Below are 14,332 nucleotides of genomic sequence, written 5' to 3' on the forward strand. Positions count from 1 at the left end.
TTGTGACCGTCGCGTAGGCGGGTTCTCGCGCACCTTCTTCAGGTGCTGCGTCCGCCTCGCGCGCTGCAAGCGAATGCGTCGCTTCGCCTAGGCGAAGCGACGCAAAAAGCGCAGATCGCCTTCGAAGAACAGGCGCAGGTCCTGCACGCCATAACGCAGCATCGTCAGGCGTTCGAGGCCGCTGCCGAACGCAAAGCCGATATAGCGCTCCGGGTCGAGGCCCATGTTGCGGATCACGGTCGGATGCACCTGGCCCGAGCCCGAGATCTCGAGCCACTTGCCGGCGTTCTTGCCTTGCTCGAACATCATGTCGATTTCGGCCGACGGCTCCGTGAACGGAAAGTACGACGGACGGAAGCGCACCTGAATGTCGTCACGTTCGAAGAACTTCTTGAGGAAGTCGGTGTAGACACCCTTCAGGTCTGCGAAGCTGATGTTCTCTTCGATCCACAGGCCTTCGACCTGGTTGAACATCGGCGAGTGCGTGGCGTCGCTGTCCACGCGATAGGTGCGGCCCGGCACGATCACCTTGATGGGCGGCGTGTGCGTGCGCGCATAGCGCACCTGCATCGGACTCGTGTGCGTGCGCAACAAAAGCTGACGGCCATCGGCGTCCTTGCCGTCCACGTAGAACGTGTCCTGCATGGAGCGCGCCGGATGGTTTTCCGGGCTGTTGAGCGAGGTGAAGTTGTACCAGTCGGTTTCGATCTCGGGACCGTCGGCCACGTCGAAACCGATCGAGCCGAAAATGCGCTCGACGCGTTCCCACGTCTGCATCACGGGGTGCAGGCTGCCTGTACCCGTGCCGCGGCCTGGCAGCGTGACGTCGATCGCCTCGGCGGCGAGCCGCTGGTTCAGGAGCGCGTCCGCGAGCGCCTGGCGGCGCGCGCCCAGCGCAGCTTCCACTTGCTGCTTGACGGCGTTGATGCGCGCGCCTTCGGTCTTGCGCGTTTCCGCGTCGAGCTTGCCGAGGCCCTTGAGCAGTTCGGTCAGCGCGCCGGACTTGCCAAGAAAGCGGGCCTTTTCGTTTTCAAGCGTGTTGACGTCGGGGGCGCCAGCGAACGCGCTTTGCGCGTCGGCGACAATCTGGTCCAGATCCATTGATCCCATCTTTTCAGCGTCAGAGTTTGAGACTTGGAGCCTCTCCGCGCTCACGGCACGCCATCATGAAGCCTGGCAATGACGGCGCGAAGACACACCGTGAAGCGGCGCAAGAAGCGTAATTACCAACAAAAACGGGGCTCGGTGAGGAGCCCCGTTTTTGTTGCAGCATCACCGAGACTACCGGAATGTCTGCTGCAACGAACCTGCGCAATACCTGCTATCAGGCAGCGACGGCGGCCTTCACCTGCTTGACGATCGCAGCAAATGCAGCCTTGTCGAACACAGCCATGTCAGCCAGAACCTTGCGGTCGAGTTCGATCGAAGCCTTCTTCAGGCCGTTGATGAACACGCTGTAGGTCATGTCGTGCTGACGCACCGCCGCGTTGATACGCGTGATCCACAGTGCGCGGAACACACGCTTCTTGTTACGGCGATCACGGTAGGCGTACTGGCCTGCGCGCATGACCGCCTGCTTGGCGATGCGATAGACGTTATTGCGACGGCCGCGGTAACCCTTGGCCAGGTTGATGATCTTCTTGTGACGGGCCCGTGCGGTAACCCCACGTTTGACTCGAGGCATGTTTCGCTCCTATGAGTTATCGGTTGAGGATTACGCGAACGGCAGCATTGCGCGCACGGAGTTCAGATCGGAATCGTGAACGGCCGTTGCACCACGCAGATGACGCTTGTTCTTGGTGGTCTTCTTGGTCAGGATGTGACGCTTGAAGGCTTGACCGCGCTTGACGGTACCGCCCGGACGAACCACGAAGCGCTTTGCAGCGCTCTTCTTGGTCTTCATCTTCGGCATGACAGACAACTCCATTATTTGATGGACATGGGTGTGCGGTTGGCGCGGTGTTCGCACACCTTGCCGGGACTCCGCCCTTCGAAACCCACTCCACTTGTTTTGGCGACTGGCTGGCTTTTGAAAAACAAGCTCGCCGCCGCTTTCAGGAAGAACGCCCGTTTGCCGCACTTCACGTGCAGCGTGCGGGCGCCGTTCCGGAACCTGCTTGCCGCCTTCTGCGCACCACGGCGCCGAAGACGTCATTGAAAACTGCTTTTGACCGCCGCGCAGACAGCGCCGCGCGGCACGCCAATTACTTCTTCTTCTTGGGCGAGAGCACCATGATCATCTGGCGCCCTTCCATCTTCGGCATTTGCTCGACCTGGCCGACTTCTTCGAGGTCGGTGCGCAGGCGTTCGAGCATGCGCATGCCGATTTCCTGGTGGGCCATTTCGCGGCCCCGGAAACGCAACGTGATCTTCGTCTTGTCGCCTTCATCGAGGAAGCGGATGAGATTGCGCAGCTTGACGTTGTAATCGCCGTCGTCGGTACCCGGGCGGAACTTGACTTCCTTGACCTGGATGACCTTTTGCTTGAGCTTGGCCTCGTGCTGCTTCTTCGATTCCTGGTACTTGAACTTGCCGTAGTCCATTAAGCGGCATACGGGAGGCACCGCCTGAGGAGCAATTTCAACCAGATCGACGTCCTGCTGTTCCGACATTCGGAACGCATCGGCCAGCTTTACGATGCCGAGCGGCTCGTTCTCGATTCCGACGAGACGCACCTCGGGTGCAGTGATTTCACCGTTGATGCGATGCGACTTATCCGTAGCGATGTTACGTTTCCTCTAAAAATTAAAAAAACGAGCCGCGCTGCCACAGTGGCTTACTTGAACGTCTTGACGTCTTCCGCAAGACGCGCGGTAAAGGCCTCGACGGGCATGACACCCAGATCGACACCGCCACGGGCACGCACGGCTACCGTTTGCGCTTCACGCTCCTTGTCGCCGACGACAAGCAGGTATGGAACCTTCTCAAGCGTGTGCTCGCGTATTTTATAGCTAATTTTCTCGTTGCGCAAATCGGCCACCACTCTAACCCCTTGTTTTTGCAACGATTGGGCCAGATTCGCGGCATATTCGGCCTGACTTTCCGCGATATTCATCACAACCGCCTGCACCGGAGCGAGCCACGGCGGCATCGCGCCGGCATGGTGCTCGATCAGAATCCCGAGGAAACGCTCCATCGAACCGAGGATGGCGCGGTGCAGCATGATCGGGCGGCGGCGGCTGTTGTCCTCGGCCACGTACTCGGCGCCAAGGCGCTCCGGCAGGACCATGTCGAGCTGCAGCGTGCCGCACTGCCACGAGCGGCCGAGCGCGTCCTTGATGTGGTACTCGACCTTCGGACCGTAGAACGCGCCCTCGCCCGGCAGTTCTTCCCACTGCAGGCCGCAGGCCGTGAGCGCCTCGCGCAGGCCCTGCTCGGCGCGATCCCACGTTTCATCCGTCCCCGCGCGCGAATCCGGGCGCAGCGAGAGCTTGATATCGATGTGATCGAACCCGAAATCCTTGTAGATGCTCATCGCCAGCGTGTTGAAGGCGATCGACTCGCTGATGATCTGGTCTTCCGTACAGAAGATGTGCGCATCGTCCTGGACGAAGCCGCGCACGCGCATGAGACCGTGCAGCGCGCCCGACGCCTCGTTGCGGTGGCACGAGCCGAACTCCGCGTAACGCAGGGGCAGATCGCGATACGAGCGCAGGCCGTGGTTGAACACCTGGACGTGGCCCGGGCAGTTCATCGGCTTGATCGCGTAGTCGCGCTTTTCCGACTCCGTCGTGAACATGTTTTCACGATAGTTCTGCCAGTGACCCGACGCTTCCCAGAGCGAGCGGTCCATGATCATCGGCGTCTTGATTTCGTCGTAGCCGGCCACGCGCAGGCGGCCGCGCATGTACTGCTCGACCTGCTGCCAGAGCGTCCAGCCCTTCGGGTGCCAGAACACCATGCCGGGCGACTCGTCCTGCATGTGGAACAAGTCGAGCTGCTTGCCGAGCTTGCGGTGGTCGCGCTTTTCGGCCTCTTCGAGCATGTGGAGGTACTGGTCCTGGTCTTCCTTCTTCGTCCAGGCCGTGCCGTAGATGCGCTGCAGCTGCTCGTTCTTCGAGTCGCCGCGCCAGTAGGCGCCCGCGACCTTCATGAGCTTGAAGACCTTGAGCTTGCCCGTGGACGGCACGTGCGGGCCGCGGCACAGGTCCGTGAAGCCGCCGTGCGAGTACAGCTTGATGTCCTGGTCGCCCGGAATCGATTCGATGATCTCGGCCTTGTACTTCTCGCCGATGCTCTTGAAGTAATCCACGGCCTCGCCGCGCGTGACGACGCGGCGCGACACCGGCTCATCCTTCTTCGAGAGCTCCTGCATGCGCTTTTCGATCTTTTCGAGATCTTCGGGCGTGAAGGGACGGTTGTACGCGAAGTCGTAGTAAAAGCCGTTGTCGATGACCGGCCCGATCGTGACCTGCGCTTCCGGATAAAGCTCCTTCACCGCGTAGGCGAGCAAGTGCGCCGTCGAGTGACGGATGATGTCAAGGCCGTCGCCGTCCTTGTCGGTGACGATGGCGAGCGATGCGTCACGATCGATCAGCGTCGACGTATCGACCAGTTCGCCGTCGAGCTTGCCGCCGAGCGCCGCCTTGGCGAGACCGGGGCCAATCGAAGCCGCCACTTCGGCGACCGTGACGGGATGATCGTACTGTCGAACCGAACCGTCGGGCAGACGTATCGCAACCATGTTTTTCTCCAGAAGTGCCGCGCAGGCACATCGTATTGTTCGTGGGAACAGACTGCGGAAAACTTCACAGCGAAAAAAAATGCGGCCCCGCTTTCGAGGGGCCGCATTCACTTTTCAAACCTGACTGCAGAGGCGAAAGAGGTCCTCGACTAGCGTCGCTCCGAAGTAGTTTCGGTAAACGTTCGCGGTGTCATAACCGTATTCGCCTTATGGCGCTTCCTTTGCAGGCGCAGCGCGCTTTGTGCATTTACTGCCTTGAGCCCCCGGCAAAGCCAAGGACTCGATTTCGTTGGTAGGCTCGATTGGACTCGAACCAACGACCCCCACCATGTCAAGGTGGTGCTCTAACCAGCTGAGCTACGAGCCTGAAGAAGGAAGATTATATGAAGCAGCCGCAGACTTGGCAAGTATTTTTTGCAGCGCGGCAATCTTTGGCCGCCTCGCCTGGCCGCCTCAACCCCGGCGCGACGCCCGCTGCACCCCGCCCACCTCGCCCAGCAGCACGCAGGCGCGCTGGATCTGCGCCGAATTCGACACTTCCACGGTGAACTGCATGTACGCTGCATTGCGGCGCGACTGCGTCTTCACGCCGATCACGTTCATCTTCTCGCGTGCGAACACTTCGGAGATGTCGCGCAGCAAACCCTGGCGGTCGGTGGCCTCGATCGAGATATCGACCGGGTAGACCGACTGGCCGCGCCCGCCCATCACGTCGGCGGACCACGTGGTGTGCAGCACGCGCTCGGGCGCGCGGTTGGCCATGCGCCGGAACGTCGGGCAGTCGCGGCGATGGATCGACATGCCCTTGCCGCGCGTGACGAAACCGCTGATCGCGTCGGGCGGCGCGGGCCGGCAACAGCGGGCGAGCTGCGTAAGGAGCGCGTCCACACCCACCACCAGCACGCCCGACGACCCGCCATGCGCGACGTTCGCACCGCTCGCGCGCTTGGTGAGCTGCTCGGGCGTCTCCTCTTCGGGCTCGGCTGTGGGCGCGTCGTGCAGCGCGTGCTCGACGTTGCGCAGGCTGAACTCTTCCTTGCCGACCACGCTGAAGAGGTCGTCGGGCGACTTGAAGCCCAGCTTGGCCGCGAGCTGATCGAGACTGACCGACGTGCGACCCTCGCGCTGCAGCGTCTTTTCCACCATCGCGCGGCCGTTGGCGATGTTTTCCTCCGCCTCGATCGCGTTGAACCACGCGCGGACCTTCTGGCGCGCACGCGGGCTTTGCAGATAACCAAGCTGCGGATTGAGCCAGTCGCGCGACGGCCCGCCCTCTTTCACCGAGACGATTTCGACCGTCTGGCCGTTGCGAAGCTGGGTGTTGAGCGGCACCATCGCGCTGTCCACGCGCGCGCCGCGGCAGCGATGGCCCAGTTCGCTGTGCAGGTGATAGGCGAAGTCGAGCGGCGTTGCGCCCTGCGGCAGCGCGATCACGCGCGCCTGGGGCGTGAGAACGTAGATGTGGTCGTCGTCGAGCGTGGCCTGGCGCAACTGCTCCCACGGCTGGCGCCCATCCGAGACATCGTCCTTCCAGGCGAGCAGCTGTCGCAGCCACGCGATCTTCTCGTCGTAGCTGCTGCTCGCGCTGAACTGCCCGCCGTAGCCCTTCGCACCGGCTTCCTTGTAGCGCCAGTGCGCAGCCACGCCGTATTCGGCGAACTGATGCATCTCCTGCGTGCGGATCTGCACCTCGAACGCGCGGCCGTCGTCGCCGATCACCACCGTGTGCAGCGAGCGATAACCGTTGGGCTTGGGCCGCGAGATGTAGTCGTCGAACTCTTTCGGCACCGGTTGCCAGAGGTTGTGCACGATGCCGAGCACCGTGTAGCAATCCTTGATGTCGGGCACGATCACGCGGAACGCGCGCACGTCGTAAAGCTCGGAGAAGTCGATCTCCTTGCCGCGCATCTTCTTCCAGATGCTGTAGATGTGCTTGGGCCGCCCGCTCACCTCGGCCTGGATATGCGCCGCGGCAAGCTCGCTTTGCAGCCGCGCGATCGCCTCGGACACGTAGCTCTCGCGCTCCACGCGCTTTTCGTCGAGCAGCTTCGCGATGCGCTTGTAGGTATCGGGCTCCTGAAAGCGGAACGCGAGGTCTTCGAGTTCCCACTTCAGTTGCCAGATGCCGAGACGGTTGGCGAGCGGCGCGTAGATCTCGAGCGTCTCGTGCGCGATCTCGGGCGCCGGCGTGATCTTCGCCGCTGCATAAAAGCGCAGCGACTGCAGGCGCGACGCGAGCCGGATCAGCACGACGCGGATGTCCTGCGCGAACGCCAGCAGCATCTTGCGCAGCGATTCGACCTGCGCGCGCCGCGCCGCCTGGGCGTCGCGACTTTCGCGGCCCGCTTCGGGCACGGCATGCTGCGCCGCGCGCAGGCTCACGGTGCCGAGCCGCAACAGCTTGCGCACGTCGAACACGAGCTTCGCGACTTCCGCGCCGAAACGCGCTTCGAGCGCGCCTTCCGGATCGTCGAGATGCGGCGCGAGATTGAAGAGCGCCGCAGCGAGCACCGCGGGCGGATCGACGTTGAGCCGGCTCATGATGAATGCCGTGCCCTGCGCATGCTCGATGAGCGGCTCGCCCGTGGAAAGACGTGCGTCACCAGCGTGCTCGCGCACGAACGCAAGCGCGTCGTCGAGCGACGGCAGCGCGCCGGTATTGGCGGAAACCGCGGATGCGGGAGGAACGGTGTCGCTGCTCATGAGGCGATGCCCGCCGGCTTGCCGGACGGGCGACAACGAAAAGGGTCAATCAAACTGCGCCGACTGAACGACTCGCGCTCAATCGCGCTGCGCAGCCACCACGACGATCTCGACGAGGCATTCCGGATTCGCGAGCTTCGCTTCGACCGTCGCGCGCGGCGGCGTCGCGCCTTGCGCGACCCACTTGTCCCACTCGGCGTTCATGCCGGGGAAATCCTTCATGTCGGCGATATAGATCTGCACCGAGAGAAGCAGCGACTTGTCGCTGTTCGCCTCACCCAGCAGGCGGTCGATGTGGCCGAGCACTTCGCGCATCTGGCCGGCGATGTCCTGCTTGGTCTCTTCCGCGATCTGGCCAGCCAGGTAGACGGTGCCATTGTGGATGGCGGTTTCCGAAAGACGTGGACCAACGTGGTGACGAATGACTGCCATGAAAATTCCTGTTGAGAAGTGAAAAACGGTCAACTTCCGGGCCGGCACGATCCAGCGCGCATCGGCGCGCGCAGGAATATGCCGGCGAATCTCATATTATGACGCGCGAAGGGCCTCGCCGTCGAAGAAACGGCGCGCGATCGCGATCTGGTCGGGCGCGAGGAACGCCGGCGCATGCCCTACGCCCTCGATTTCGACGCTCGATACACGGCGCCCGGTCGCGACCATCTTCGCGACCGTTTCGCGCGAAAGCAGGTCCGAAAGCGCGCCACGCACGACGAGCACAGGCCCTTCGAACGTAGCGAGCGAGCGCCACAGGAACTTCTCGCCCTCCTCGTTCTGCTCGGGCGTGGCCGACTTGAAGGGCTCCGCAATGCGCGGGTCGTACCGGTAGCGCCACGTGCCTTCGACTTCATGCAGCAACGGCGTATTGATCTCGCGCCATTCATCGGCGCTCAGCGGGCCGAACGAGGCCGCGAGAAGCGCCGCATTGTCGATGCCTTCCTGGAGCGTAGCGAATGGCTCGGCGCGCCCGACGTACTCCCCGATGCGTGCGAGCGACGCGGGTTCGATTTGCGGCCCGATGTCGTTGAGCAGCATGCGGCCAATGGGCGCGCCCGGCAGCCCCGCGAGCGCCATTCCGATCAGGCCGCCCATCGACGTACCGAACCAGTCCACCTTCTCCACGCCCGTGCGCGCGATCAACGTGACCATGTCCGCCACGTACTGCGCGACGCCGTAGCCGCGCGGGTCGAGCAGCCACGATGACAGCCCCCGCCCGGCCACGTCCGGGCACACGACGCGATACTGGTCGGCCATCGCGGCGGCAAAGCGGTCGAAGTCGCGCCCCGAGCGCGTGAGTCCATGCACGCACACGAGCACGCGCGGGTTGGCGGGGTCGCCCCACTCGGTGTACGCGATGCGGTGCAGGCCCGCGGGACTGAGACACTGGACGTACTGCTGGCGCGGCACTGCGGTCGATTCGGTCATCGCGAAATCCTCGCTCGAAGGCGCATCAAGGCTTTCGGCCGATTGTAAACGCCTTTGCCGCCCGGCATCGTCGGCAAAGCCGCACGCAAACCGTACGCAAAAACGAAACGGGCGAGACCGAAGTCTCGCCCGCCGCCAATCATGCTTACGCTACGACGTTCAGCCCACGGCGCTCACGTCGAGCGGCGCGCCGGTCTTCGCCTTGATCTCGTCGACCGTCACACCCGGCGCGAGTTCGGTCACCTTCAGCCCCGCGTCGCTCACTTCCATCACGCCGAGGTCGGTGATGATGATATCGACCACGCCCACGCCCGTAAGCGGCAGCGTGCAGGCTTCGAGGATCTTGTGCTGGTCGCCCTTCGCCACGTGCTCCATCAGCACGACCACGCGGCCGACGCCCGCCACGAGGTCCATCGCGCCGCCCATGCCCTTGATCATCTTGCCGGGGATCATCCAGTTGGCCAGGTCGCCCTTCTCGCTCACCTGCATCGCGCCGAGGATCGCCAGGTTGATGTGGCCGCCGCGAATCATCGCGAACGAGTCTGCGGAAGAGAAAATCGACGAACCCGCCAGCGTCGTCACGGTCTGCTTGCCGGCGTTGATCATGTCGGCGTCCACTTCGTCCTCGGTCGGGAACGGGCCGATGCCGAGCAGGCCGTTTTCCGACTGCAGCCACACTTCCATGCCCGCGGGCACGTGGTTGGCCACGAGCGTGGGCAGCCCGATGCCGAGGTTCACGTAGAAGCCGTCCTGCAGTTCCTTCGCCGCGCGCGCGGCCATTTCGTCACGATTCCATGCCATGGTCGGTCTCCTTCCTCAGTTGCCCGCGGGTTTGCCAGCTGCGGCGCGCACGGTGCGTTGTTCGATGCGCTTTTCCGGGTGCGCGTTGAGCACGATGCGCTGCACGAAGATGCCCGGCGTATGAACGGCGTCCGGATCGAGTGCGCCGTTCTCGACGATCTCCTCCACTTCCACCACGGTGACCTTGCCCGCCATCGCGCACATCGGGTTGAAGTTGCGCGCCGTGCGGCGGAAGACCAGGTTGCCCGACTTGTCGGCCTTCCACGCCTTCACGAGCGCGACATCTGCCGTGAGCGAATGCTCGAGCACGTAGTGCTTGTCGCCGAACTGGCGCGTTTCCTTGCCTTCGGCGATCAGCGTGCCGAAGCCGGTATTCGTGAAGAACGCCGGGATGCCGGCGCCGCCCGCGCGCAGCTTTTCAGCCAGCGTGCCTTGCGGCGTGAATTCGAGTTCGAGTTCGCCCGACAGATACTGGCGCTCGAATTCCTTGTTCTCGCCCACGTACGACGAGATCATTTTCTTGATCTGGCGCGTCTCCAGCAGCAGCCCGAGGCCGAAGCCGTCCACGCCCGCGTTGTTGCTGATGCAGGTGATGCCCTTCACGCCCGTATCGCGCAGTGCGGCGATCAGGGCTTCGGGAATGCCGCACAGCCCAAAGCCGCCGACCGCGAATGTCTGGCCGTCCTTGACGATGCCCTCGAGCGCGGCAGCCGCGCTTTTGTAGACCTTGTTCATCAGTGTGTCCCTTCCTCGAATGGAAATCCGCCAATCCGGTTTGTCGCGCGGACGTCTAGCGCGTCCGGATGTTCAATTCTAGTCATGCCCCGGCGGCGTTGCCGTGAAGCGGGCAGCCCGGCCGGGCTGCGCGCCCGGGCCCAAACGAGCCGCGCGAGCGTGGAAAACTGCCCCTCCGATGGGTGCAAAGCGTACGCTGGCCCCCCGATGCGGCACAATACGCAAAACTACATAAAGCAATACCCGCACCGTCCGCCATGGCCGCTCCCACCCAACCCGTCGAACGCTCCGCTCTCGACTACCAGACCGCGTTCCATCTCGCGCCCATCGGCCTCGTGCTCGCGCGCGAGCGCACCATCGTCGATTGCAACGACCAGGTCGCCGCCATCTTCGGTTGCGCGCGCGAGGCGCTGATCGGCCAGTCGTTCCAGCTGCTCTACCCTTCGGCGGACGAATTCGAGCGCATTGGCGCACGCATCCCGCCGATCATGACGGCGCATGGCAGTTACGCCGACGACCGCATCATGAAGCGCGCCAATGGCGAACTCTTCTGGTGTCACGTCACGGGGCGCTCGCTCGATCGCGCCGAGCCGCACGCGGCGGGCGTCTGGACGTTTGAAGACCTGAGCGCGACGCGGCGCGTGGCCATCGAACTCACGCCGCGCGAACGCGAGATCGCCGCGCAGCTCGTTACCGGCAAGACCAGCAAGCAGATCGGGCGAATTCTCGAGATCAGCCCGCGCACCGTGGATGTCTATCGCGCGCGCCTCATGCGCAAGTACGACACCGGCAACGCCACCGAGCTGCTGCAGCGGCTGCTCGGCCAGTAAGGGCGCGCGACATATGGGCGCTCAGCCTACCCGATCAGACTTGACCAGTCCCGCATGCTCGATGGTCGCGCGCAGCATGTCGGGAATCGGCACCGACTTGCCCGCCGCGTAGTCGATCCACACGCAGCGTGCGTTCCCGCGCGCGTAGAGCGTGTCCGGCTCGTCGGCGCGGCGCAGTTCGAAACCGGTGTCGAAGCTGCTGCGGCCTGGCTGGCCGACCGTCATCGTGCACACGATGTCGCCGGGGTAATGCAGCTGCTTGAGGAATTCCATCGAAGCATTGACGATCACGGGCCCCTGACCGTCGCCGCTTTCCGCGGCCACGCCCAGATGCTCGAACCAGGAAATCCGCACCTGCTCCATGTAACGGAAATAGACCGTGTTGTTCACATGGCCGAACGCATCCATGTCGCCCCAGCGGATCGGCATGGTCATTTCAAATACGGGGTGGTAGTCACTCATTGCACTTCAACTTCGTGTTGTTGCGAAAAGCGGAATGCCTGCCGGCGGCCGGACTCGCCTGGGTTCAGGTGAGCCCGAAGCCGTCGTCGGCGGTGATGATCGAACCGTTGATGAACGACGACTCGTCGGCGGCGAGCAGCAGCAGCAGGCCGTCCAGGTCCTCGGGTTTGCCAACGCGATGGCGCGGCAGCATCGAAACGAGCTTTTGCCCCTGCTCTGTCGACCAGTGGTGGTGGTTGATCTCCGTGTCGATGTAGCCTGGGCAGATGGCGTTCACGTTGATGCCGTGTCGGCCCCATTCGAGCGCCATCGCCTTCGTCATGTGCACGACCGCGGCCTTGCTGATCGCGTACAGGCCGATTTGCGGCAGCACACGCAGACCCGCCACCGAAGCAATATTGATGATGCGGTACGCCGGCTTCGGGCCGCCGCCGTTACCGCGCATGATCATGCGCTTGGCAACTTCCTGGGCCACGAAAAAGGCGCCGCGCGTGTTGGTGTCGAACACGTACTCGAAGTCGGCGGGCGTGACGTCGGCGAGCTTTTGCGTCGTGGAGACGCCCGAGTTGTTGACGAGGATGTCGATGGTCCCCGCCTCGGTTTCCGCGTGCGCTACCGCCGAGCGAATGCTCTGGTAGTCGGTCACGTCGAGCGAGACGACGTGCGCGGCGCCCCCGCTCGCCTCGATTTCGGCGCGCAACTCCTTGAGCCGCTCCACGCGGCGGCTTGCCAGCACGACTTTTGCACCAGCCTGCGAGAGCACCTGGGCGAAGCGCTTGCCAAGCCCGCTGGAAGCCCCCGTGATCATCGCAACCTTGCCTTCCAGATTGATCGAACGGCCCATTTCCGGTTCCTGTTCAGAGGTGAATAAGCGCCAGAACGCGGCGGGGTCGGCCCGCCAAATCTGACGCCACAGAATAGAACGGTCGTGCTAATGTTAGCCTGTTGGGTTGCGGCACGGGGAACGTTACCCGACAATACGAACCCGAAAAAAGCATTCTAATGGCAAGAGGAGCATTGATGACCCCCGCAAGTCTTTTGGAGCAATACGGCCCACGCGAGTCGATGGAATACGACGTGGTGATCGTCGGTGGTGGCCCCGCCGGGCTGTCTGCCGCGATCCGCCTGAAGCAGCTGGCCGCGGAAAAAGGCGCTGAAATCGGCGTTTGCGTGCTGGAGAAAGGCTCGGAAATCGGGGCGCATATCCTCTCGGGCGCGGTCATGGATCCGCGCGCCTTGAATGAGCTGATTCCGGACTGGAAAGAACAAGGCGCACCGCTGAACGTGCCCGTAACCGAGGACAAGTTCCTTTTTCTTTCCGAAACGGGGGCTAAATCTGTGCCGAACTGGGCGCTGCCCGACAACTTCAAGAACCACGGCAATTACGTCATCAGCCTCGCGAATGTCACGCGCTGGCTGGGCCAGCAGGCCGAGGCGCTGGGCGTGGAAATCTTCCCGGGCTTTCCGGCCGCCGAACTGCTCTACAACGACGATGGGTCGGTCAAGGGCGTCGCGACCGGCAACATGGGTGTCGGCAAGGACGGCGAGCCTACCGAGAACTTCCAGCTCGGCATGGAGCTGCACGCGAAGTACACGCTGTTCTGCGAAGGCTGCCGCGGGCACCTGGGCCGCCAACTGAACGAGAAGTTCAAGCTCGGCAAGGATTCGGATCCGCAGGTCTACGGCATCGGCGTCAAGGAACTGTGGGAAATCGATCCCTCGAAGCACCAGCCCGGCCTCGTGATCCACACCGCGGGCTGGCCGCTCGAATCGGACACCTACGGCGGCTCGTTCCTGTACCACATCGACAACAACCAGGTGATGGTGGGCTTTGTCGTGGGTCTGGCGTACCAGAACCCGTATCTCTCGCCGTTCGAGGAATTCCAGCGCTACAAGACGCATCCGGAAATCCGCAAGTACCTGGAAGGCGGCAAGCGCGTGTCGTACGGCGCGCGCGCGATCACGGCGGGTGGCCTGATGTCGCTGCCCAAGCTCGTGTTCCCGGGCGGCGCGCTCGTGGGCGACGACGCGGGCTTTTTGAACGCCTCGCGCATCAAGGGCAGCCACGCGGCGATCAAGACCGGCATGCTGGCCGCGGATGCGGCGTTCGAAGCCGTGCAGGCGGGCCGCCAGAGCGATGAACTCGCGGCTTACCCGGAAGCGTTCAAGCAGTCGTGGCTTTACACGGAGCTGTACAGGGCGCGCAACTTCAAGCAGTGGATGAGCAAGGGTCTGTACCTCGGCACGCTGATGGTGGGCATCGAGCAGAAGCTCTTGGGCGGCAATGTGCCGTGGACGCTGCATCACCAGCATCGCGACCACGAGATGCTCAAGCCCGCTTCGCAGTGCAAGCCGATCGAGTATCCGAAACCTGATGGCAAGCTCACGTTCGACCGGCTCTCCTCGGTGTTCATCTCGAACACGAACCACGAGGAGAACCAGCCGGCGCACCTGACGCTCAAGGACGCGAGCGTGCCCGTGAACGTGAACCTGCGCACCTACGCGGGCCCCGAAGCGCGCTTCTGCCCGGCCGCGGTGTACGAGTTCATGAAGAACGACGACGGCAGCGACCGCCTGCAGATCAACGCGCAGAACTGCGTGCACTGCAAGACCTGTGACATCAAGGACCCGACGCAGAACATCGTGTGGGTCACGCCCGAAGGCGGCGGCGGCCCGAACTATCCGAACATGTAAG

General features: G+C 63.4%; 14 protein-coding genes and 1 tRNA gene. 2 read left to right on the forward strand and 13 right to left on the reverse strand.

Going from position 1 to position 14,332, the window contains the following annotated elements; translation table 11 throughout:
- Positions 1 to 87: 87 nt before the first annotated feature.
- The 11 genes from pheS to M3I56_RS05845 all read right to left on the reverse strand — a co-directional run bounded on the left by pheS (position 88) and on the right by M3I56_RS05845 (position 10,345).
- Positions 88 to 1,101, reverse strand: a complete 1,014-nt coding sequence (gene pheS / locus M3I56_RS05795; RefSeq protein WP_254352933.1) for a phenylalanine--tRNA ligase subunit alpha — start codon at positions 1,099 to 1,101, stop codon at positions 88 to 90.
- Positions 1,102 to 1,324: 223 nt separating this feature from the next.
- On the reverse strand, positions 1,325 to 1,684 hold the full coding sequence (gene rplT / locus M3I56_RS05800; RefSeq protein ID WP_004192938.1) for a 50S ribosomal protein L20: 360 nt from the start codon (positions 1,682 to 1,684) through the stop codon (positions 1,325 to 1,327).
- A 30-nt stretch (positions 1,685 to 1,714) separates the two neighbouring features.
- Positions 1,715 to 1,912, reverse strand: a complete 198-nt coding sequence (rpmI, locus tag M3I56_RS05805) for a 50S ribosomal protein L35 (protein WP_004191477.1) — start codon at positions 1,910 to 1,912, stop codon at positions 1,715 to 1,717.
- Between the two features lie 292 nt (positions 1,913 to 2,204).
- Positions 2,205 to 2,726 (reverse strand): translation initiation factor IF-3, encoded by a 522-nt coding sequence (infC, locus tag M3I56_RS05810; protein ID WP_084068824.1) that lies wholly within the window; start codon positions 2,724 to 2,726, stop codon positions 2,205 to 2,207.
- A gap of 50 nt (positions 2,727 to 2,776) precedes the next feature.
- Positions 2,777 to 4,684, reverse strand: a complete 1,908-nt coding sequence (thrS, locus tag M3I56_RS05815) for a threonine--tRNA ligase (protein WP_254352934.1) — start codon at positions 4,682 to 4,684, stop codon at positions 2,777 to 2,779.
- 290 nt (positions 4,685 to 4,974) lie between these two features.
- Positions 4,975 to 5,051: transfer RNA gene (locus M3I56_RS05820), tRNA-Val, on the reverse strand.
- Between the two features lie 86 nt (positions 5,052 to 5,137).
- The gene (locus tag M3I56_RS05825; protein ID WP_254352935.1) at positions 5,138 to 7,387 is read right to left on the reverse strand and encodes a bifunctional (p)ppGpp synthetase/guanosine-3',5'-bis(diphosphate) 3'-pyrophosphohydrolase; all 2,250 of its coding nucleotides are present in this window, start codon (positions 7,385 to 7,387) and stop codon (positions 5,138 to 5,140) included.
- A gap of 78 nt (positions 7,388 to 7,465) precedes the next feature.
- Positions 7,466 to 7,819 carry a RidA family protein gene (locus tag M3I56_RS05830; RefSeq protein WP_028204254.1) on the reverse strand — a complete coding sequence of 118 codons (354 nt, stop codon included), beginning with the start codon at positions 7,817 to 7,819 and terminating at the stop codon, positions 7,466 to 7,468.
- 96 nt (positions 7,820 to 7,915) lie between these two features.
- Positions 7,916 to 8,809 (reverse strand): alpha/beta fold hydrolase, encoded by an 894-nt coding sequence (locus M3I56_RS05835; protein WP_254352936.1) that lies wholly within the window; start codon positions 8,807 to 8,809, stop codon positions 7,916 to 7,918.
- 159 nt (positions 8,810 to 8,968) lie between these two features.
- The gene (locus M3I56_RS05840; RefSeq protein ID WP_028204256.1) at positions 8,969 to 9,610 is read right to left on the reverse strand and encodes a CoA transferase subunit B; all 642 of its coding nucleotides are present in this window, start codon (positions 9,608 to 9,610) and stop codon (positions 8,969 to 8,971) included.
- 15 nt (positions 9,611 to 9,625) lie between these two features.
- Entirely contained in the window at positions 9,626 to 10,345 is a 720-nt protein-coding gene (locus M3I56_RS05845; RefSeq protein WP_254352937.1) for a CoA transferase subunit A, read from the reverse strand.
- 257 nt (positions 10,346 to 10,602) lie between these two features.
- Between M3I56_RS05845 and M3I56_RS05850 the strand changes: the two genes are divergently transcribed.
- Entirely contained in the window at positions 10,603 to 11,175 is a 573-nt protein-coding gene (locus M3I56_RS05850; RefSeq protein ID WP_254352938.1) for a LuxR C-terminal-related transcriptional regulator, read from the forward strand.
- 21 nt (positions 11,176 to 11,196) lie between these two features.
- Here M3I56_RS05850 and M3I56_RS05855 read toward each other — a convergent pair whose 3' ends face one another.
- On the reverse strand, positions 11,197 to 11,637 hold the full coding sequence (locus tag M3I56_RS05855; protein WP_028204259.1) for a thioesterase family protein: 441 nt from the start codon (positions 11,635 to 11,637) through the stop codon (positions 11,197 to 11,199).
- Positions 11,638 to 11,701: 64 nt separating this feature from the next.
- Complete coding sequence (locus tag M3I56_RS05860) at positions 11,702 to 12,481, reverse strand: SDR family oxidoreductase (RefSeq protein ID WP_028204260.1); 780 nt, start codon at positions 12,479 to 12,481, stop codon at positions 11,702 to 11,704.
- Between the two features lie 176 nt (positions 12,482 to 12,657).
- Here M3I56_RS05860 and M3I56_RS05865 point away from each other — a divergent pair, with 176 nt between their 5' ends.
- Positions 12,658 to 14,331 carry an electron transfer flavoprotein-ubiquinone oxidoreductase gene (locus M3I56_RS05865; protein WP_254352939.1) on the forward strand — a complete coding sequence of 558 codons (1,674 nt, stop codon included), beginning with the start codon at positions 12,658 to 12,660 and terminating at the stop codon, positions 14,329 to 14,331.
- The last annotated feature ends 1 nt before the right edge of the window (position 14,332 follow it).

The sequence above is a fragment of the Paraburkholderia sp. CNPSo 3281 genome, assembly GCF_024206515.1.
GTDB classification, from domain to species: Bacteria; Pseudomonadota; Gammaproteobacteria; order Burkholderiales; family Burkholderiaceae; genus Paraburkholderia; species Paraburkholderia nodosa.